Source organism: Micromonospora auratinigra (assembly GCF_900089595.1).
Lineage (GTDB): Bacteria > Actinomycetota > Actinomycetes > Mycobacteriales > Micromonosporaceae > Micromonospora > Micromonospora auratinigra.
The window spans coordinates 1,957,767-1,975,967 of sequence record NZ_LT594323.1 but is presented as its reverse complement, the minus strand read 5'-3'; the positions used below and the strand labels follow the sequence as shown (position 1 = coordinate 1,975,967).

The 18,201-nt window shown below is 73.0% G+C and carries 19 protein-coding genes; 12 read left to right on the top strand and 7 right to left on the bottom strand.

The genetic code is table 11. The annotated features are described in order from the left end of the window. Nucleotides 1–53: 53 nt before the first annotated feature. From GA0070611_RS09055 to GA0070611_RS09045, 3 genes are all read right to left on the bottom strand, one after another. Complete coding sequence (locus tag GA0070611_RS09055) at nucleotides 54–740, bottom strand: response regulator (protein ID WP_091660761.1); 687 nt, start codon at nucleotides 738–740, stop codon at nucleotides 54–56. Continuing rightward, nucleotides 737–1,957: a sensor histidine kinase gene (locus tag GA0070611_RS32190; protein ID WP_091660757.1), complete on the bottom strand. Its 1,221-nt coding sequence runs from the start codon at nucleotides 1,955–1,957 to the stop codon at nucleotides 737–739. The genes GA0070611_RS09055 and GA0070611_RS32190 overlap by 4 nt, the downstream gene beginning before the upstream one ends. Nucleotides 1,958–2,033: 76 nt before the next feature. Beyond that, entirely contained in the window at nucleotides 2,034–2,942 is a 909-nt protein-coding gene (locus GA0070611_RS09045; protein WP_091660754.1) for a RecB family exonuclease, read from the bottom strand. A gap of 132 nt (nucleotides 2,943–3,074) precedes the next feature. On the opposite strand from GA0070611_RS09045, the gene GA0070611_RS09040 reads away from it, so the two are divergent. The 3 genes from GA0070611_RS09040 to GA0070611_RS09030 all read left to right on the top strand — a co-directional run bounded on the left by GA0070611_RS09040 (nucleotide 3,075) and on the right by GA0070611_RS09030 (nucleotide 5,773). Continuing rightward, the gene (locus GA0070611_RS09040; RefSeq protein ID WP_091672695.1) at nucleotides 3,075–4,166 is read left to right on the top strand and encodes a site-2 protease family protein; all 1,092 of its coding nucleotides are present in this window, start codon (nucleotides 3,075–3,077) and stop codon (nucleotides 4,164–4,166) included. Next, a complete protein-coding gene (locus GA0070611_RS09035) occupies nucleotides 4,163–5,122 on the top strand; it encodes a tRNA (adenine-N1)-methyltransferase (RefSeq protein WP_091660752.1) in 960 nt (319 codons plus the stop codon). The genes GA0070611_RS09040 and GA0070611_RS09035 overlap by 4 nt, the downstream gene beginning before the upstream one ends. 78 nt (nucleotides 5,123–5,200) lie before the next feature. Further along, nucleotides 5,201–5,773 (top strand): hypothetical protein, encoded by a 573-nt coding sequence (locus GA0070611_RS09030; RefSeq protein WP_091660750.1) that lies wholly within the window; start codon nucleotides 5,201–5,203, stop codon nucleotides 5,771–5,773. A gap of 55 nt (nucleotides 5,774–5,828) precedes the next feature. Here GA0070611_RS09030 and GA0070611_RS09025 read toward each other — a convergent pair whose 3' ends face one another. After that, on the bottom strand, nucleotides 5,829–6,122 hold the full coding sequence (locus GA0070611_RS09025; RefSeq protein WP_091660747.1) for a ferredoxin: 294 nt from the start codon (nucleotides 6,120–6,122) through the stop codon (nucleotides 5,829–5,831). A gap of 177 nt (nucleotides 6,123–6,299) precedes the next feature. On the opposite strand from GA0070611_RS09025, the gene arc reads away from it, so the two are divergent. The 6 genes from arc to prcA all read left to right on the top strand — a co-directional run bounded on the left by arc (nucleotide 6,300) and on the right by prcA (nucleotide 12,449). Next, nucleotides 6,300–8,081, top strand: coding sequence for a proteasome ATPase (arc, locus tag GA0070611_RS09020; protein ID WP_091660743.1), 1,782 nt, complete (start codon nucleotides 6,300–6,302; stop codon nucleotides 8,079–8,081). Nucleotides 8,082–8,249: 168 nt separating this feature from the next. After that, nucleotides 8,250–9,767, top strand: coding sequence for a depupylase/deamidase Dop (gene dop, locus GA0070611_RS09015; protein WP_091660741.1), 1,518 nt, complete (start codon nucleotides 8,250–8,252; stop codon nucleotides 9,765–9,767). 117 nt (nucleotides 9,768–9,884) lie between these two features. Next, nucleotides 9,885–10,091: a ubiquitin-like protein Pup gene (locus tag GA0070611_RS09010; protein ID WP_091660738.1), complete on the top strand. Its 207-nt coding sequence runs from the start codon at nucleotides 9,885–9,887 to the stop codon at nucleotides 10,089–10,091. Nucleotides 10,092–10,113: 22 nt separating this feature from the next. Beyond that, nucleotides 10,114–10,800 carry an endonuclease VII domain-containing protein gene (locus tag GA0070611_RS09005; RefSeq protein ID WP_167604414.1) on the top strand — a complete coding sequence of 229 codons (687 nt, stop codon included), beginning with the start codon at nucleotides 10,114–10,116 and terminating at the stop codon, nucleotides 10,798–10,800. Continuing rightward, nucleotides 10,719–11,558 carry a proteasome subunit beta gene (gene prcB / locus GA0070611_RS09000; protein WP_197675888.1) on the top strand — a complete coding sequence of 280 codons (840 nt, stop codon included), beginning with the start codon at nucleotides 10,719–10,721 and terminating at the stop codon, nucleotides 11,556–11,558. The genes GA0070611_RS09005 and prcB overlap by 82 nt, the downstream gene beginning before the upstream one ends. A 60-nt stretch (nucleotides 11,559–11,618) precedes the next feature. Beyond that, nucleotides 11,619–12,449 (top strand): proteasome subunit alpha, encoded by an 831-nt coding sequence (gene prcA, locus GA0070611_RS08995; protein ID WP_091660732.1) that lies wholly within the window; start codon nucleotides 11,619–11,621, stop codon nucleotides 12,447–12,449. A gap of 84 nt (nucleotides 12,450–12,533) precedes the next feature. Here the strand turns inward: prcA and rfbB are convergent, their stop codons facing one another. Further along, nucleotides 12,534–13,511 (bottom strand): dTDP-glucose 4,6-dehydratase, encoded by a 978-nt coding sequence (gene rfbB, locus GA0070611_RS08990; protein ID WP_091660730.1) that lies wholly within the window; start codon nucleotides 13,509–13,511, stop codon nucleotides 12,534–12,536. A gap of 129 nt (nucleotides 13,512–13,640) precedes the next feature. On the opposite strand from rfbB, the gene pafA reads away from it, so the two are divergent. From pafA to GA0070611_RS08975, 3 genes are all read left to right on the top strand, one after another. Beyond that, complete coding sequence (pafA, locus tag GA0070611_RS08985) at nucleotides 13,641–14,999, top strand: Pup--protein ligase (RefSeq protein WP_091660727.1); 1,359 nt, start codon at nucleotides 13,641–13,643, stop codon at nucleotides 14,997–14,999. A gap of 59 nt (nucleotides 15,000–15,058) precedes the next feature. Next, on the top strand, nucleotides 15,059–15,277 hold the full coding sequence (locus GA0070611_RS08980; RefSeq protein WP_091672691.1) for a hypothetical protein: 219 nt from the start codon (nucleotides 15,059–15,061) through the stop codon (nucleotides 15,275–15,277). 167 nt (nucleotides 15,278–15,444) lie between these two features. Next, on the top strand, nucleotides 15,445–15,993 hold the full coding sequence (locus tag GA0070611_RS08975; RefSeq protein ID WP_091660722.1) for a carboxymuconolactone decarboxylase family protein: 549 nt from the start codon (nucleotides 15,445–15,447) through the stop codon (nucleotides 15,991–15,993). Nucleotides 15,994–16,005: 12 nt separating this feature from the next. Here the strand turns inward: GA0070611_RS08975 and GA0070611_RS08970 are convergent, their stop codons facing one another. Together GA0070611_RS08970 and GA0070611_RS08965 are read right to left on the bottom strand one after the other, a co-directional pair. Beyond that, nucleotides 16,006–17,091, bottom strand: coding sequence for a DUF3866 family protein (locus GA0070611_RS08970; protein ID WP_091660719.1), 1,086 nt, complete (start codon nucleotides 17,089–17,091; stop codon nucleotides 16,006–16,008). A gap of 47 nt (nucleotides 17,092–17,138) precedes the next feature. Then, nucleotides 17,139–18,152 carry a cation diffusion facilitator family transporter gene (locus tag GA0070611_RS08965; protein WP_091660714.1) on the bottom strand — a complete coding sequence of 338 codons (1,014 nt, stop codon included), beginning with the start codon at nucleotides 18,150–18,152 and terminating at the stop codon, nucleotides 17,139–17,141. Nucleotides 18,153–18,201 lie beyond the last annotated feature (49 nt).

The window sequence follows — 18,201 nt, the reverse complement described above, 5'->3', positions numbered from 1 at the left end:
CGACGCTGGAACCTCACGCCGCGTCATGGTCAACCTCGCCGGGCGGCCGGTGGTCACGCTCCCGGGCGGACCAGACCCGTCTCGTACGCCAGCACCACGGCCTGCACCCGGTCGCGCAGCCCCAACTTGGTCAGCACGTGCCCGACGTGGGTCTTGATGGTGGTCTCGCTGACCGACAGCGCCCGGGCGATCTCGGCGTTGGACAGCCCCCGCGCCACCTGCACCAGGACCTCCCGTTCCCGCTCGGTCAGCGCGTCCAGCGCCTTCGGCGGGGTGGCCGCCGGGTCGGGCAGCACGTCGGCGAACCGGTCCAGCAGCCGGCGCAGGATCCGCGGCGCCACCACCGCCTCCCCGGCCGCCACCGTGCGGATCGCGGTGACCAGGTCCTCCGCCGGCACGTCCTTGGCCAGGAAGCCGCTCGCCCCGGCCCGCAACGCCCCGACGACGTACTCGTCCAGGTCGAAGGTGGTCAGGATGAGCACCCGCACCGGCAGCCGGGCGTCCACGATCGCCCGGGTGGCGGCCACCCCGTCCATCCGGGGCATCCGGATGTCCATCAGCACCACGTCCGGCAGCAGCCGGCGGGACAACTCCACCGCCTCCACGCCGTCCGAGGCCTCGGCCACGATGTCCAGGTCCTCCTCGGTGCCGAGCACCATCCGGAAGCCGGTACGCAGCAGCGGCTGGTCGTCGACGAGCAGCACCCGTACCGGGCGGGCCGTCGTGGTGCCGTCGGTCACCGGTGTTCCTCCGTCAGCGTTCGGGCCGGGACCGTCCCGGCGGAGTCGTCGAGCGGGATCCGCGCGTACACCCGGAAGCCGCCGCCGGGCCGCGGCCCGGTCCGCAGCACCCCACCGTAGAGGGCGACCCGCTCGCGCATCCCGACCAGGCCGTGCCCGACCCGGTCGGCCGCCGGGGCCGGGCCCCGCCCGGTGTCGGTCACCTCCACCGCCAGGGCGTCCGCCGTCCAGGTGAGCCGGACCAGCGCGGTCGCCGGGCCGGCGTGCTTGAGCGCGTTGGTCAGCGCCTCCTGCACCACCCGGTAGACGGCCAGCGCCACCCCCTCCTGCACCGGCGCGGGTCCGCCGTCGACCCGCAGCGTCACCGCCAGCCCCGCCTCCCGGACCTGCTCCACCAGCGCCTCGACGCCGGTCAGGCCGGGCTGCGGGGCCAGCTCGGCGGCCGGCTCGGCGTCGGTGCGCAGCACGTCCAGCAGCCGGCGCAGCTCCCGCAGGGTCGCCCGGCCGGTCTCCTCGACGGTGGCCATCGCCTCGTCGGCGGCGTCCGGGTCGCGGCGCAGCACCCGCCGCGCCCCGGTGGCCAGCACCCCCATCACGCTGACCTGGTGGGCCACCACGTCGTGCAGCTCGCGGGCGATGCGCCGCCGCTCGTCGGCGACCGCCTGCTCGGCCAGCGAACGCTGGGTCGCCTCGGCGATCCGGGCCCGCTCGCGCAGCATCCGGGTCGACTGCCGGCGCGCCCGCACCGCCCGGCCCACCGCGTACGCCACGGCGGCGATCAGCACGTTGTTGAGCACCAGGTACGCCGGCCCGATCTCGACCGCGCCGGCCGGCGGGACGAGCAGGTTCGCCACCACCACCGGCAGCCAGATCAGCAGCGCCGCCGCAGCCGCCGGGCGGGCCGGCCGGTACGCCGCCATCGTGTAGGTGAGCACGACGAAGGCCAGCCCCTGGGTGGCCGGCGAGTGCCCCAGCGGCACCAGCACCGCCAGGCTGGCCACGGCCGCCCCCACCGCCGGCCACGGGGCCACCCGGCGGGCGACCACCGGAGCGGCGCACAGCACGCTCCAGCCCAGCGTCGACCAGAGCTGCGCGGTCCGCAGCTCGCGCGGGGTGAGCAGCTGGAACGCCGCGTCCATCAGCACCAGGGCCACCGCGAGCGCGGCGTCGGCGGCCAGCGGACGGCGGCGGGCCCACGCCCGCACCCGGTCGGTCATGCCCCGACGCTAGCCGCCACCCGGCGAACCCCCTCGTCGCCGAGGCCGAGGCCGGTCTCCTCCCGAAGGAGGAGAGTCACTCGTCGGCGCCCGGGGTCACCGGCCGGGACCGGGCGTCGGTCAGCGGGTCGCCCGCTCCGGCCGCCGGGAACGGCGGCGGGGTGCCGCCGAAGCTCGGGCAGCGCGCCTGGTGACTGCACCAGTCGCAGAGCCGGCTCGGCCGGGGCCGGAAGTCCTGTCGCGCGGTCGCCTGCTCGATGGCCTGCCAGAGCGCCACCACGGTGCGCTCGAAGCGCAGCAACTCGTCGGCGTCCGGCGCGTAGTCGCAGACCTCGGCGTCCTTCAGGTAGAGCAGCCGCAGCACCCGGGGCACCACGCCCCGGGTGCGCCACAGCACCAGGGCGTAGAACTTGAGCTGGAACAGCGCCCGCGCCTCGAACGCCTCGCGCGGCGCCCCGCCGGTCTTGTAGTCGACCACCCGCAGCGCCCCGTCGGGCGCCACGTCGAGCCGGTCCAGGTAGCCCCGGATCAGCAGCTCGTCGTCGACCACCGCGGAGATCAACGCCTCCCGCTCGGCCGGCTCCAGCCGGCGCGGGTCCTCCACCGCGAAGTAGCCCTCCAGCAGCCCCGCCGCCGAGCGGAGGAACTCGGCCGGCCCGGCCTCGTCGTCGGGGGCGAACAGGGTGGCCAGCTCCGGCTGCTCGGTGACCAGCCGGTCCCACTGCGGGGCCACCAGGTCGCCGGCCGACTCCGGCGTGCGCGCCGCCGCCGGCAGGTCGAACAGCCGCTCCAGCACCGCGTGCACCAGCGTGCCCCGGGCCTGCTCCACGGTGGGCCGCTCGGGCAGCCGGTCGATGCTGCGGAACCGGTAGAGCAGCGGGCAGGTCTTGAAGTCGGCCGCCCGCGACGGCGACAGGGACGCCCGCACCGTGGCCGGCGGCACCGGGGGAGTGTCCTGCGCGTCGATCACTGGTTCCGCCGTCATGCCCGGAAGGTTAGGGCACCGGTGTGACAGCGCCGCCGTCGCCGCACCGGAGCATGATCCTCGCCGCGTACCATCGACCCGGTGGAGCGAAGGAGCCGACGACCACGCCGCAGCCGGTTGACCGTCGGCCGGCTGTTCGGGGTCCCGGTCCGGGTCGACGCCTCGATGCTGCTGCTCACCACCGTGGTCACCGTCCTCTACGCCGACCTGGCCCGCCGCCAGCTCGCGGTGGGCGTGCTCGGCGAGTGGCTGGTCGGCCTCGGCTTCGCCGTCTCCCTGCTCGGCTCCGTGCTGCTGCACGAGCTCGGCCACGCGCTCACCGCCCGGCACCACGGCATCGGTGTGCGGGGGATCACCCTGGAACTGCTCGGCGGGTACACCGAGCTGGACCGCGACGCCCCCGGCCCCGGGGTCGAGCTGCGGGTCTCCCTGGCCGGCCCGGCCGTCTCCGCGGTGCTGGGCGCCGCCGCCGTGGCCGCCACGATCGCCCTGCCCGCCGGCACCCTCGCCGGCCAGCTCGCGCTCCAGCTCGCCGTCTGCAACGTCGTGATCGCCGTCTTCAACAGCCTGCCCGGGCTGCCGCTGGACGGCGGCCGGGCGCTGCGCGCCGTGGTCTGGGCGCTCACCCGAGACCGGCACCGGGGCACCGAGGTGGCCGGCTGGGTCGGCCGGGCGCTGGCCCTGGCCACCGTGGGCCTGCTCGTGCTGCTGGTGCTGCGCCGGGCGATCGCCCCGCTCGCGCTGCCGCTGGTGCTGCTCGTCGTCGCCGCCCTGTGGCGCGGCGCCGGCCAGTCCATCCGGGTCGCCCGGATCAACCGCCGCCTGCCGCTGGTCGACCTCGCCCGGCTGGCCCGCCCGGTGTTCCCGGTGCCCAGCGGCACCCCGCTCGCCGAGGCGCAGCGCCGGCGCGCCGAGACCGCCGTCGGGGGCGCCGCGCTCGCCGTCGTCGACGCGGCGGGCCGTCCGGTGGCGCTGGTCGACCCGGCCCGGGCCGACGCCGTACCCGCCGACCGGCGGCCCTGGCTCGCGGTGGACGCGGTCTCCCGCGACCTCGCCGGCCTGCCCGCGCTCCCCGTCGGCGCCGACGGCGAACACGTGCTGGAGACCGTCCGCACCCACCCGGGCGCACAGTACGTGGTGACGGCAGGCGAAGATGTCGTCGGCGTCCTGCACCTCGCGGATCTGGCCCAGCTCCTGGAACCCAAACGGAAGACGAACACGTGACCGCAGAAAACCCCACCGTCCCGGCGCTGCCTCCTGTGCACCGGGGGCCGTTCCGCCCCGGCGACCGGGTGCAGCTCACCGACCCCAAGGGCCGGATGCACACCGTGACGCTGGAGCCCGGCAAGGAGTTCCACACCCACCGGGGGATCCTCAAGCACGACACGCTCATCGGCCTGCCCGACGGCAGTGTGGTCACCACCGCCGGCGGCGGCACCGCCTTCCTGGCCCTGCGCCCCCTGCTGTCGGACTACGTGCTCTCCATGCCACGCGGCGCCCAGGTGATCTACCCGAAGGACTCCGCCCAGATCGTCGCCATGGGCGACATCTTCCCCGGCGCGAAGGTCCTCGAGGCCGGCGCCGGCTCCGGCGCGCTCTCCTGCTCCCTGCTGCGCGCCGTCGGCACCGAGGGCGAGCTGCACTCCTGGGAGATGCGCGACGACTTCGCCCAGATCGCCCGCCGCAACGTCGAGGCGTTCTTCAACGGGCCGCACCCCGCCTGGAACCTCACCGTCGGTGACGTCGCGCAGTGCCAGGAGACCGGTTTCGACCGGATCATCCTGGACATGCTCACCCCCTGGGAGACCCTCGACATGGTCGAGCGGGCGCTCGTGCCCGGCGGCGTCTTCATCGGGTACGTGGCCACCACCCCCCAGCTGTCCGAGCTGGTCGAGGCGCTGCGCGAGCGCGGCGGCTGGACCGAGCCGCGCGCCTGGGAGTCGCTGGTGCGCGACTGGCACGCCGAGGGCCTGGCCGTGCGCCCCGACCACCGCATGATCGCGCACACCGCGTTCCTGGTCAGCGCCCGCAAGCTCGCCCCCGGCGTCACGGCCCCGCCGCGGCGGCGCAAGCCCAGCAAGGGCACCGAGGCGTACGTCCAGCGCCGGCAGGTCCTGCGCGAGGCCGAGGCGGCCCGGCAGGCGGCGGCCGCGGCGGAGCAGGAGACGGACCAGCCGTGACCCGGCGGGACCGGCACCGGACGGGCGGAGGGGCATGAGCGAGCGCAACGGGACGCGCGGCGGACACCGGGAGGCGGCATGAGCGGGCCTGGGTACGGCAACAACGACCTGCCCGCCGTCTTCCCCGACTGGTCGCCCTACGCGGACCTGGAATCGGCCGCCCGGGCCTACCTGCGCGACCCCGACATCGCCCTGGACGCCCTGAACGGGGTGCTGCGCGGCGCCTCGGTGCTCGGCTTCACCCTGGAACGCTTCGTCAACGAGGTCAACGGGGTCTGGCAGGAGGTCGTCGTCTGCGACGGCAGCCGGCTGGTGCTCTGGCACGGCGAGGACGTGCCGCCGGGGGAGGGGCCACCCGGCTCGATGACCTCGTCGCTGCGGGTGGTGCCGGTCTCCACGGTCACCGAGGTCGGCTGCCGGCGGCGGCTGACCCGCGCCGACACCGGCGAGGTCCGGATCGACAGCATCGACGTCTACCTGCTGCTGACCTCGCTGGACGAGGCGCCGCCCGGGGACGAGGCGATCGGCGCGCCCCGGCACGACGCGCTGCGCTTCGGCAAGACCCTCGACGACGGGGGCGCCGGGCAGATCGCCCGGCTGGAGGAGTTCGCCCGACTCGTCGCCTCGGTGGTCGGCCGTCCCATGCTCTAGGACACGGCGGGGGCCGGGAACCGTCCGGTTCCCGGCCCCCGCCGTGTGTCAGCCGTCAGTCCTCGGCCTCCGGGCCGGCCACCTCGACGCCGTCGCTGCCGCGCACCACGTGGATGCACTCGCCCGGGCACTCCTTCGCCGAGTCGATCACCTCGAGGCGCAGGTGTTCCGGCACGTCCACCCGGGCGCCGGGAGCGAGCCGCAGCTCGCCGTCCGGGCCCTTGACGTACGCCAGGCCGTCGACGTCGAACTCGAAGACCTCCGGCGCGTACTGCACACACAGCCCGTCACCCGTGCAGAGGTCCTGGTCGACCCAGACCTGAAGCTGGTCCGTCGCGACGTCGGTCACGAAGCACCCCCCATGTTCTCCCGTCCCACGCCTCGACGGTACCCGAACGCCCGTACCCGCCCGTCGACCAGGGCTTCGCGATCAAGCTTCGGTGACGAGCGCGTTGCGGAGGACCGAATCGGGCTCATAGCGGCTAGTGTTAGCTCAGAACGTTCAAGCCCCCCGGGGAGGTGGGACGTGGCACGCAGCGACGACGCGGATTCGCGCGCCGCACGGTGGGAGAAGGAGGCCCACGATCTCTCCACGCAGGTCGCGTTCCTTCAAGAGGAACTCGCTCTGGTGCGGCGCAAGTTGACCGAAAGCCCCCGACACGTCCGGCAGCTCGAAGAGCGGCTGGCGGCCACCCAGGCCCAGTTGGCGCGGCTGACCGAGAACAACGAGCGGCTGGTGAGCACCCTCAAGGAGGCTCGCGCGCAGATCGTGACGCTCAAGGAGGAGATCGACCGCCTCGCGCAGCCGCCGAGCGGTTACGGCGTCTTCCTGGCGAAGCACGAGGACGGCACGGTGGACGTGTTCACCGGCGGACGCAAGCTCCGCGTCGCCGTCTCGCCCTCGCTGGAGGTCGACGAGCTGCGCCGCGGTCAGGAGGTCCTGCTCAACGACGCGCTCAACATCGTCGACGCGTTCGGCTACGAGCGGGTCGGCGAGGTGGTGATGCTCAAGGAGATCCTCGCGGGTCCCGACGGCGCGCCGGGTGACCGGGCGCTGGTGGTCTCGCACTCCGACGAGGAGCGCATCGTGCACCTCGCCGAGACCCTGATCGGTTCGCCGATCCGGGCCGGCGACTCGCTCATGATCGAGCCCCGCTCGGCGTACGCGTACGAGCGGATCCCGAAGAGCGAGGTCGAGGAGCTGGTCCTGGAGGAGGTGCCGGATGTCGACTACGAGGACATCGGTGGCCTCCAGGCGCAGATCGAGCAGATCCGCGACGCGGTGGAGCTGCCCTTCCTGCACGCCGACCTGTTCCGCGAGCACCAGCTCCGGCCGCCGAAGGGCATCCTGCTCTACGGGCCGCCCGGCTGCGGCAAGACGCTGATCGCCAAGGCGGTGGCCAACTCGCTGGCCAAGAAGATCGCCGAGCGGTTGGGCAAGGAGCGGCACACCAGCTTCTTCCTCAACATCAAGGGTCCCGAGCTGCTCAACAAGTACGTCGGCGAGACCGAGCGGCACATCCGGCTGATCTTCCAGCGCGCCCGGGAGAAGGCCGGCGAGGGCACCCCGGTGATCGTGTTCTTCGACGAGATGGACTCGATCTTCCGTACCCGTGGCTCCGGCGTCTCCTCCGACGTCGAGAACACCATCGTCCCCCAGCTGCTCAGCGAGATCGACGGCGTGGAGGGTCTGGAGAACGTCATCGTCATCGGCGCCTCCAACCGGGAAGACATGATCGACCCGGCGATCCTGCGCCCCGGCCGACTCGACGTGAAGATCAAGATCGAGCGGCCGGACGCAGAGGCGGCGAAGGACATCTTCTCCAAGTACGTCCTCGCCGACCTGCCCCTGCACGCCGACGACCTGGCCGAACACGGCAGCGACCCCCAGGCCACCGTGGCCGCCATGATCGACGCGGTCGTCCTGCGGATGTACTCGGAGACCGAGGAGAACCGCTTCCTCGAGGTCACCTACGCCAACGGCGACAAGGAAGTCCTCTACTTCAAGGACTTCAACTCCGGCGCGATGATCCAGAACATCGTCGACCGGGGCAAGAAGATGGCCATCAAGGAGTTCCTCACCTCCGGACGCAAGGGGCTGCGGCTGCAGCACCTGCTCGACGCCTGCGTCGACGAGTTCCGCGAGAACGAGGACCTGCCCAACACCACCAACCCCGACGACTGGGCGCGCATCTCCGGCAAGAAGGGCGAGCGGATCGTCTACATCCGCACGCTCGTCTCCGGCGGCAAGGGCGCCGAGGCCGGCCGGTCCATCGAGACCGCCAGCAACACCGGCCAGTACCTGTAGTCCGACGACACGACGGAGGCCCGTGGCGCACCGCGCCGCGGGCCTCCGCGCGTACCGGGCGATCCGCCACACCGCACACCCCGGTCCCGCCATGCCCCCTTCCCGCGTGACGGCGACTACGCTCGACGTGACGGGGGACCGGGACGGGCGAGCGGGAGCGGGCAGTCGATGAGCGTAAGACGGATCATGGGCACCGAGGTCGAGTACGGCATCTCCGTGCCCGGCCAGGCCGGAGCCAACCCGATGGTCACCTCCTCGCAGGTGGTCAACGCCTACGGCGCGCGGCCGGAACTCAACCGGGGCGGCCGGGCGCGCTGGGACTACGAGGAGGAGTCGCCCCTGCGCGACGCCCGCGGCTTCACCTACTCCGGTGCCGCGTACGACCCCGCCGAGGCGCTCGCCGACGAGGACCTGGGGCTGGCCAACGTCATACTCACCAACGGGGCGCGGCTCTACGTCGACCACGCCCACCCGGAATACTCCACCCCCGAGGTCACCAACCCCCTGGACGTGGTGCGCTGGGACAAGGCCGGGGAGCGGGTGATGGCCGAGGCGTCCCGCCGGGCCGCCACCATCCCGGGCACCCACCCGATCCACCTCTACAAGAACAACACCGACAACAAGGGCGCCAGCTACGGCGCCCACGAGAACTACCTGATGCGCCGGCAGACGCCGTTCGCCGACATCGTGGCGTACCTGACGCCGTTCTTCGTCACCCGGCAGATCGTCTGCGGGGCCGGCCGGGTCGGCATCGGCCAGGACGGCGGCCAGGCCGGCTTCCAGATCTCCCAGCGGGCCGACTTCTTCGAGGTCGAGGTGGGACTGGAGACCACCCTCAAGCGGCCGATCATCAACACCCGCGACGAGCCGCACGCGGACGCCGACAAGTACCGCCGGCTGCACGTCATCATCGGCGACGCCAACCTCTCCGAGATCTCCACCTACCTCAAGGTCGGCACCACCGCGCTGATCCTCACCATGATCGAGGAGAAGGCGCTCGGCGCGGACCTCGGCATCGCCGACCCCGTGGCCGAGCTGCGCGCGGTCAGCCACGACCCGTCGCTCACCCACCGGATGCGGATGCGCGACGGCCGCCGGCTCACCGCCCTCGACGTGCAGTGGGCGTACCTGGAGCGGGTCCGGTCCTTCGTGGACGACCGGTACGGCAGCGACGTCGACGCGCAGACCGCCGACGTGCTCGACCGCTGGGAGAGCGTGCTGGACCGGCTCGGCCGGGACGCCTTCCTCTGCGCCGACGAGCTGGACTGGGTGGCGAAGCTGCGGCTGCTGGAGGGCTACCGGGAGCGGGAGAAGCTGGCCTGGGGCTCGCACAAGCTCCAGCTGGTCGACCTCCAGTACTCGGACGTGCGACCGGAGAAGGGGCTGTACCACCGGCTGGTCTCCCGGGGCTCGATGAAGACCCTGCTGACCGAGGAGCAGACCCGCACCGCGATGACCGAGCCGCCGGAGGACACCCGGGCCTACTTCCGTGGCCGCTGCCTGGACCGGTACGCCTCCGAGGTGGTCGCGGCGAGCTGGGACTCGGTCATCTTCGACGTCGGTCGCGAGTCGCTGGTCCGGGTGCCGATGATGGAACCCGAGCGGGGCACCCGGGCGCACGTCGGGGCGCTCTTCGACCGCTGCGCCAGCGCCAAGGACCTGCTGGAGATGCTGACCGGCGGCTGACCCCGCCACGAACGTGAACGAAGGCCCGTCGTACGCCGAGGAACCCGGCGCGCGACGGGCCTTTCGTCGCTCCCGCGAGGTAAGTTGATCGCAGGCGATCGTGGAGGAGGCACCACCATGGCGGCGCAAGAAGGCGGGCAGACCCAGTCCGGCAAATCGCACGAGGAGATCGACGAGGTCACCGCGCAGGCCAACCCCGAGGTTGCCGAGCGGCACGCCGAGATCACCGAGGACGTCGACGACCTGCTCGACGAGATCGACTCCGTCCTGGAGGAGAACGCCGAGGAGTTCGTGAGGGGCTATGTGCAGAAAGGGGGTGAATAGGGTATAGCTGGGCAAATCGTACATGTCTCGAGCTCTTGACGATCGAGACGGACGCCGTCGTTGCCGAGACTGCGACGAGTGGAAGCCGCTCGATGAGTTCTGTGCGAACAGCCGTCGGCCGGACGGTCGCGGCAGCTACTGCAAGCCGTGCTTCAACCTGCGCTCGAAGGCGAGCTACGCCAAGCGGCTGAAGGAGAAGCACGGCCGGGAGGTGCGCGAGCTGCCGGCGGTGCCGGACGGCCACCGCCGCTGCCCGACGTGCGGTGAGACCAAGCCGCTCGACGACTTTCCGCGCAACCGATCGGGCCGGGGCGGGTATGGCCGATACTGCAAGCCTTGCCACAACGAGAAGGGCAAGGAGAGCAAGCTCCGGTTGCACGGCGGGTTTCGGGAGTACCACCTGCGCCGCCGCTACGGGGTCGGGGAGAAGGAGTTCCAGGAGCTCCTCGCCGAGCAGGGCGGCGTCTGCGCGATCTGCGGCTCCCCCGAGCCGCAACATCTGGACCACGATCATCGCACCGGTTGGGTGCGCGGGATACTCTGCTTCAACTGCAACGGCGGCCTTGGGCAGTTCCGGGACGATCCGGTGAGGCTGGCCAGGGCGATCACGTACCTGAGAGGAACCACGTGGCAGCGGGTTTTGATCCATCCGGGCGTCTTCCAGATGTGTTCACCAACGCGGGGACGTCCTCCTTCACCGCGTTCCTGAGCAGGGTGGCTCCGGAGATGCTGCCCGGCCGGCGGCCGCTGCCGCCCGGCATGGCCGCCGACATGGCGCCGCACGCGACCACCATCGTGGCCATCTCGGCCGCCGGCGGCGTGGTGATGGCCGGCGACCGGCGCGCCACGATGGGCAACCTGATCGCTCAGCGCGACATCGAGAAGGTGCACCCGGCCGACGCGTACTCGCTGGTTGGCATCGCGGGCACCGCCGGCATCGGCATCGAGCTGATGCGACTGTTCCAGGTGGAGTTGGAGCACTACGAGAAGATCGAGGGCGCGATGCTCTCGCTCGACGGCAAGGCCAACCGGCTGGCCTCGATGATCCGGGGCAACCTGGGCGCGGCCATGCAGGGGCTGGCGGTGATCCCGCTCTTCGCCGGCTTCGACCTGGCGGCGAGCGACCCGGCCCGGGCCGGCCGGATCTTCAGCTTCGACGTGACCGGCGGCCCGTACGAGGAGACCGGCTACGACGCGATCGGCTCCGGCTCGCTGTTCGCGAAGTCGGCGCTGAAGAAGCGGTTCCGCGCGGGTCTGTCCATCGACGACGCGGTGCGGCTGGCGGTCGAGGCGCTCTACGACGCGGCCGACGACGACACCGCGACCGGCGGGCCGGACCTGACCCGCCGGATCTACCCGGTGGTGATGACGGCGACGGCGGAGGGCACGCACCGGCTCACCGACGCGGAGACGGCGGCCGTCGCGGAGAGCGTCGTGTCCGGCCGGATGGAGAACCCCGGCGGCTGAGCCCGCCGCCACCCGATCCTCAGCAGTCCCCAGCACAGCGCCCGAAGGAGAACCGCCGCCGTGGCCATGCAGTTCTACGCCTCGCCCGAGCAGATCATGCGCGACCGCTCCGAGCTGGCCCGCAAGGGCATCGCCCGGGGCCGCAGCGCGGTGGTCCTGAGCTACGAGGGCGGGGTGCTCTTCGTCGCGGAGAACCTGTCCAGCACCCTGCACAAGGTCAGTGAGATCTACGACCGGATCGGCTTCGCCGCGGTCGGCCGGTACAACGAGTTCGAGAACCTGCGCCGCGCCGGGGTGCGGATGGCCGACCTGAACGGGCTGAGCTACGACCGGCGGGACGTGACCGGCCTGGCCCTGGCGAACGCGTTCGCGCAGACGCTGGGCGCGATCTTCACCGAGCAGTCGAAGCCGTTCGAGGTGGAGATCTGTGTGGCGGAGGTGGGCCAGACGCCGGACGACGACGCGCTCTACCGGCTGACCTACGACGGGTCGGTGAACGACGAGCCGGGCCGGATGGCGATGGGCGGCCAGGCGGAGTCGATCTCCGGGGTGCTGAAGAACGAGCACCGTCCGGAGATGTCGCTGTCGGAGGCGGTCCGCGCCGCGGTGAAGGCGCTGGCCAGTGTCGGTGGCGAGGGCGGGGCGGCCCGGACGATCGCCGCCCACCAGCTGGAGGTGGCGGTGCTGGACCGTCGCCGCAAGGGTCGGACGTTCCGGCGGATCACCGGGGCGGCGCTGACGGCGCTGCTGGAGGGCGACGCGGCCGCGGACACCGCGCCCGCCTCGGGTCGGGCGAAGACCCCCACGGTGCCCACCGAGGAGGCGGGCAAGCCGACCACGTCGGCCGGTTCGGCCGATCTGGAGGGGCAGCAGGAGCAGCCCGGCGAGTGACGTGGCGGGGGCGAGGTGGCGGCTGCCCGCTGCCGCCTCGCCGACCCGGCGCCGGGCCCGTCCGGTGGCGACGACGGCCCGGTGTCAGCGGGGCGGGGTGAGCGGCTCCCACCAGGCCCGGTGGGCGCGGTACCAGTCGACGGTGGCGGCGAGGCCGTGGTCGAGGTCGACGGTGGGGGTCCAACCCAGCTCCCGGTGGGTGGTGGCGCAGTCGAGGGCGTACCGGCGGTCGTGGCCCTTGCGGTCGGCGACCGGGCGGACCCGGTCCCAGCTGGCGTCGCAGGCGTCGAGGAGCCGGGCGGTGAGTTCCCGGTTGGTCAGTTCGGCGCCGCCGCCGAGGTGGTAGACGCGGCCGGGCCGGCCGTGGGCCTGGGCGAGGGCGATGCCGTGGCAGTGGTCGTCGACGTGCAGCCAGTCGCGGACGTTGCCGCCGTCGCCGTAGAGCGGCACGTCGTGCCCGTCGAGCAGGTTGGTGACGAAGCGCGGCACGATCTTCTCGGGGTACTGGTACGGGCCGTAGGTGTTGGCCCCCCGGGTGACCACGACGTCGAGGCCGTGGGTGCGGTGCTGGGCGAGCGCGAGCAGGTCACCGGCGGCCTTGCTGGCCGAGTACGGGCTGCTGGGAGCCAGCGGTGCCCGTTCGGTCCACGCGCCGGTGGCGATGGAGCCGTACACCTCGTCGGTGGAGACCTGCAGGTAGCGGCGGACGCCGTGGCGCAGGGCGGCGTCGAGCAGGGTCTGGGTGCCGACGACGTTGGTGGTGACGAAGTCGGCGGCGCCGGTGATGGAGCGGTCCACGTGGGATTCGGCGGCGAAGTGCACGACGGTGTCGTGCCCGGCGACCGTGGCGTCGACGAGCGCGGCGTCGCGGACGTCACCGCGGACGATCCGGAGCCGGGGGTCGGCGCGGACCGGGTCGAGGGCGCCCTCGGTGCCGGCGTAGGTGTAGGCGTCGAGGACGGTGACGGTGTCGACCGCCAGCTCCGGTTCGGCCCCGGTGAGCAGGCGGCGGACGTAGGCGGAGCCGATGAAGCCGGCGCCGCCGGTGACGAGGATCCTCACGGTGGCCGACCGTACCGGGTCGTGGGACGTGCGTGCGGTGGGATGCCCGGAGGCTGCCGGGGAGGGTGCGGGTGAGACCGCTGGGTTGAGCGCTGCCCATCTGGTGCTCCGGGCGGCTAATGTCACATCATGGAGCGGCGAATCTTCGGCCTCGAGACCGAGTACGGCGTCACCTGCACCTATCGCGGGCAACGTCGACTGTCCCCCGACGAGGTCGCGCGGTACCTGTTCCGACGGGTGGTCTCGTGGGGCCGGTCGAGCAACGTGTTCCTGCGCAACGGCGCGCGCCTCTACCTGGACGTCGGTTCGCACCCGGAGTACGCCACGCCGGAGTGCGACTCGGTGACCGACCTGGTGGCGCACGACCGGGCGGGGGAGCGGATCCTGGAGGGGCTGCTCGTCGACGCGGAGAAGCGGCTGCACGACGAGGGCATCGCGGGTGAGATCTACCTGTTCAAGAACAACACCGACTCGGCCGGCAACTCGTACGGCTGCCACGAGAACTACCTGGTGTCCCGGCACGGCGAGTTCGGTCGCCTGGCCGACGTGCTCATTCCGTTCCTGGTCACCCGGCAGTTGATCTGCGGCGCGGGCAAGGTGCTGCAGACGCCCCGGGGGGCGGTCTACTGCCTGTCCCAGCGGGCGGAGCACATCTGGGAGGGGGTCTCGTCGGCGACCACCCGGAGCCGCCCGATCATCAACACCCGCGACGAGCCGCACGCGGACGCGGAGCGGTACCGCCGGCTGCACGTGATCGTCGGTGACTCGAACATGAACGAGGTCACCACGCTGCTGAAGGTCGGCACCGCGGACATCGTGCTGCGGATGATCGAGGCCGGGGTGGTGATGCGGGACCTGACGCTGGAGAACCCGATCCGGGCGATCCGCGAGGTGTCGCACGACATCACCGGCCGGCGCAAGGTGCGGCTGGCCTCCGGCAAGGAGGTCAGCGCGCTGGAGATCCAGCAGGAATACCTGGCCAAGGCGACGGAGTTCGTGGAGCGCCGGGGCGGTGACCAGACCGCGAAGCGGGTGGTGGACCTCTGGGCCCGGGTGCTGCGGGCGGTGGAGACCGGCGACCTGGACCCGGTGGCCCGGGAGATCGACTGGGTGTCCAAGCTGAAGCTGATCGAGCGGTACCAGCGCAAGCACGACCTGCCACTGTCGCACCCGCGGGTGGCGCAGATGGACCTGGCGTACCACGACCTGCGTCGTGGGCGGGGCCTGTACGGGCTGTTGGAGCGTCGGGGCGAGGTGGACCGGGTGGCCACCGACCCGGAGATCTTCGAGGCGAAGGAGACTCCGCCGCAGACCACCCGGGCCCGGTTGCGCGGCGAGTTCATCCGGCACGCGCAGGAGAAGCGGCGCGACTTCACCGTCGACTGGGTGCACCTGAAGCTGAACGACCAGGCGCAGCGCACGGTGCTGTGCAAGGACCCGTTCCGGGCGTACGACGAGCGGGTGGAGCGGTTGATCGCCAGCATGTGACGGTGCCGGCGGCCGGTGCCCAGCACCGGCCGCCGGGGCACCGGTACGCTGGCTCCGCGATGAACACTTCCGAACCCTCCGACCGCGACCGCGGCGCGCGTCCGGGCCGCGACGGCGGCACCGAGAAGCTCAACTGGATCGACCGGCGCCGGGAGAAGATCCGCGCCGAGATCGACCGGAACCGGCGTGGCGAGTACACGGTGCCGACCTGGGTGCTGGCGGCGGTGCTGGTCGTCATCGTGGTCGGCTGGCTGGCGCTGATCTTCCTGGTCGGCTGAGCGGCGCTGCCGCCGTCCGAGCCGCCACCGTTCGAGCCGCCGGGCCGCTGCCGCGAACCGAGCAAGCTCGGAGATTGCCCCTTCCCGGCCCGCTCCGGCAGAGTCTTCACATCGACCGGCTTCGACGCCGCCGGCTCCGGCCGGCGCGGGTACGGGAGGGTGACGGCATGGCACACATCGACCTCGGCCTGGACGAGAAGGCCCACCCCGGGATCAACGGGCCGATGCGGTTCCGGCCGGAGACCGCGAAGCCGCTGAACGCGCTGGCGGAGGCGCTGCTGCGGGCCCCGCACCCGACCCTGAGCCCGGGGGAGCGGGAGCTGATCGCGGCGTACGTCTCGGGTCTGAACGAGTGCGTGTTCTGCTGCGCGTCGCACTCGGCGTTCGCCGCCGCCCAGCTGCCCACCGGCATGACCCTGGTCGAGCAGGTGCGCCGGGACCTGCCGACCGCGCCGGTGAGCGGGAAGCTGCGAGCGCTGCTGGAGATCGCCGCCGCGGTGCGGCGCGACGGCCGGGAGGTCACCACCGAGCTGGTGGAGGCGGCCCGGGCGCAGGGCGCCACCGACCTGGAGATCCACGACACGGTGTTGATCGCCGCCGCGTTCTGCATGTTCAACCGCTACGTGGACGGGCTGGGCACCTGGGCGCCGCAGGACCCGCAGCTGTACGAGACGGCCGCGGTGCGCATCGTCGAGCACGGCTACGGGACGAGCTGACCGGCGTCGACCTCAGCCGAGCAGGCGGGCCGCGTACCGGCCGGCGACGGCCGCGGTCAGGAAGTAGGCGTGGTCGGCGTCGAGGCCGCGGCCCATCGTGGACAGCCCCACCGGGCTGGCCCGCAGCGCGGCGTCCAGGCCGTCGGTGGGCACGGTGACGATCCGGTGCCGGCTGGCCAGCGGGGCCAGCGCCGCGGCCACCTCGGCGGCCAGCGCCGCGTCCAGGCCGTCCGGCACCACCAGCTCGGCCGGGGCGAGCGCGACCCGGCCGTACGCGGTGAGGCTGTGGTGCGACACGCCGCGGTGCCGGGGGCGCGGGTCGGCGTCGGAGACGCGCAGCGACCCGACGGGCCGGCCGCCCAGGACGGCGACGGCGTTGACCGCCTCCCCGACGGCCACCCCGGAGAACCCCCAGCGGGTGCCGGTGCCGAGGTTGCCGGGGCCCTGGGCGACGATCGCCAGGTCGGCGCGGAGCACGTGCCGGGCGGCGAGCAGCCCGCTGTGCAGGGTGCTGGCCTCCAGGTCCCCGCCGAACGCCTGGCCGACGGTGACGGTGCCGGCGAGGTGTCCGGCGAGCCCGGCGAGGGTGCGGGAGAACCAGGCGGGCAGCGCGCCGCCGTCGGTCAGCAGGTACGCGACCCGGGCCTGGGGGGCGTCGGCGTGGATCCCGGCGAGGATCGCCGGCAGCGCGGAGTGCAGGTCGGCGGTGACCACCGGCATCGCGTCCAGGCTCTCCGCGCCGGCCAGCAGCTCGTGGTGCGGGGAGGCCTCTTCGTCGACGCCGAGCAGGATCGGTTGCAGCGGGGTGTAGCGGGCCTTGACCAGGTGCCCGGCGTCGCGGGTGTCGCCGGCCTGCGGCGGGTCGGCGGGCAGCCGGTCGGGTAGGGCGACGACCAGGGCGTACCCGCCGGTGCCGAGGCCCATCAGCAGCGCGCCGGCGTTGAGCAGCACCCGGTCGCCGGGCTGCGGGTCGCCGACCAGCGCCGGATAGGCCAGGGCCCGCATCCGGCCCCCGTCGGCGAGGTCGACGTCGAGTTCCGCCGCGCCGGCCCACCGCCGCCGTACCGCCGCCACCGTTCCGGACCGCCATCGCACCATGCCGGCACGGTATCGGCCGCCGGGCGGTCGGGGCGCGGCCGGGTGGGTCAGGACGGGGCGGCGCCGCCGGTCGGCTGGTCCACCGGCCGTTCGGCCTCGTCCTGGGTACGCCGGGCGCGCCGCCCGTCCGCGCCGGGCATCGAGCTGGTGGGGTCGAGGAAGACGTACGCGACCTCCGGGAAGCGGGTGGTGAGCCGCCGCTCGGCCTCGTCGGCGGCGGCCTCGATGGCCTCGCCGGTGGCGTCGTCGTGAAAGTCGACCTTGGCGGCGACCAGGATGTCCTCCGGGCCGAGCTGCATGGTCATCAGCGTGTCGATCCGGTCGACGGTGGGCAGCCCGGTCAGCTCCCGCTCGATCTCCTGGTGGATGCGCTCCGGCACCGCCCGGCCGACCAGCAGCGAGATGTTGCTCTTGGCCAGCACGGCGGCGACCACCAGCAGCAGCACACCGATCAGGATGGAGGCGATGCCGTCGTAGAGCTCGTCGCCGGTGAGCTGGGACAGGCCGAGGCCGACGCCGGCCAGCAGCAGGCCGATCAGGGCGGCGCTGTCCTCCAGGAAGACCGCCTTCACGGTGGTGTCGGCGGTGTGCCGCAGGAAGCGCTGCGGGGTGGTGCGCCAGCGGCGCGACTCGTTGCGGACCTGCCGGACCGCCCGGGCCAGCGAGATCGACTCGATCGCGAACGACACCGCGAGCACCACGTACGAGGCGAGGTAGTCGCCGGTGTGCTCGTGCACCAGGATGGTGGTGACGCCGTGGGTGATGGCGAAGCCGGCGCCGGCGACGAAGGTGAACAGCGCGGCGAGGAAGGCCCAGACGTAGGCCTCCTTGCCGTAGCCGAACGGGTGGCGGCGGTCGGCGGGGCGCGCCCCGCGCCGCAGCGCCAGGTAGAGCAGCACCTCGGTGGTGGTGTCGGCGACGGAGTGGGCGGCCTCGGAGAGCATCGCCGCCGAGCCGGAGATGAGGCCGGCGACCAGCTTGGCGACCGCGATCGCGAGGTTCGCCGCGCCGGCCACCACGACGGTGCCGACGCTCTCGGTCTTGACTTCCGCTTCCGACATGCGCCCACCCTATGGCCGGCTCCGGCGGGGCGCGCGGCGAGCGGGACCG

Bases quoted from the DNA above. Each gene is read 5' to 3' on its own strand.
- GA0070611_RS32190 (WP_091660757.1), bottom strand. From the start codon at position 1,957: ATGACCGACCGGGTGCGGGCGTGGGCCCGCCGCCGTCCGCTGGCCGCC.
- GA0070611_RS09045 (WP_091660754.1), bottom strand. From the start codon at position 2,942: ATGACGGCGGAACCAGTGATCGACGCGCAGGACACTCCCCCGGTGCCG.
- GA0070611_RS09030 (WP_091660750.1), top strand. From the start codon at position 5,201: ATGAGCGGGCCTGGGTACGGCAACAACGACCTGCCCGCCGTCTTCCCC.
- dop (WP_091660741.1), top strand. From the start codon at position 8,250: ATGAGCGTAAGACGGATCATGGGCACCGAGGTCGAGTACGGCATCTCC.
- GA0070611_RS09010 (WP_091660738.1), top strand. From the start codon at position 9,885: ATGGCGGCGCAAGAAGGCGGGCAGACCCAGTCCGGCAAATCGCACGAG.
- GA0070611_RS09005 (WP_167604414.1), top strand. From the start codon at position 10,114: ATGTCTCGAGCTCTTGACGATCGAGACGGACGCCGTCGTTGCCGAGAC.
- pafA (WP_091660727.1), top strand. From the start codon at position 13,641: ATGGAGCGGCGAATCTTCGGCCTCGAGACCGAGTACGGCGTCACCTGC.
- GA0070611_RS08980 (WP_091672691.1), top strand. From the start codon at position 15,059: ATGAACACTTCCGAACCCTCCGACCGCGACCGCGGCGCGCGTCCGGGC.
- GA0070611_RS08975 (WP_091660722.1), top strand. From the start codon at position 15,445: ATGGCACACATCGACCTCGGCCTGGACGAGAAGGCCCACCCCGGGATC.
- GA0070611_RS08970 (WP_091660719.1), bottom strand. From the start codon at position 17,091: ATGGTGCGATGGCGGTCCGGAACGGTGGCGGCGGTACGGCGGCGGTGG.
- GA0070611_RS08965 (WP_091660714.1), bottom strand. From the start codon at position 18,152: ATGTCGGAAGCGGAAGTCAAGACCGAGAGCGTCGGCACCGTCGTGGTG.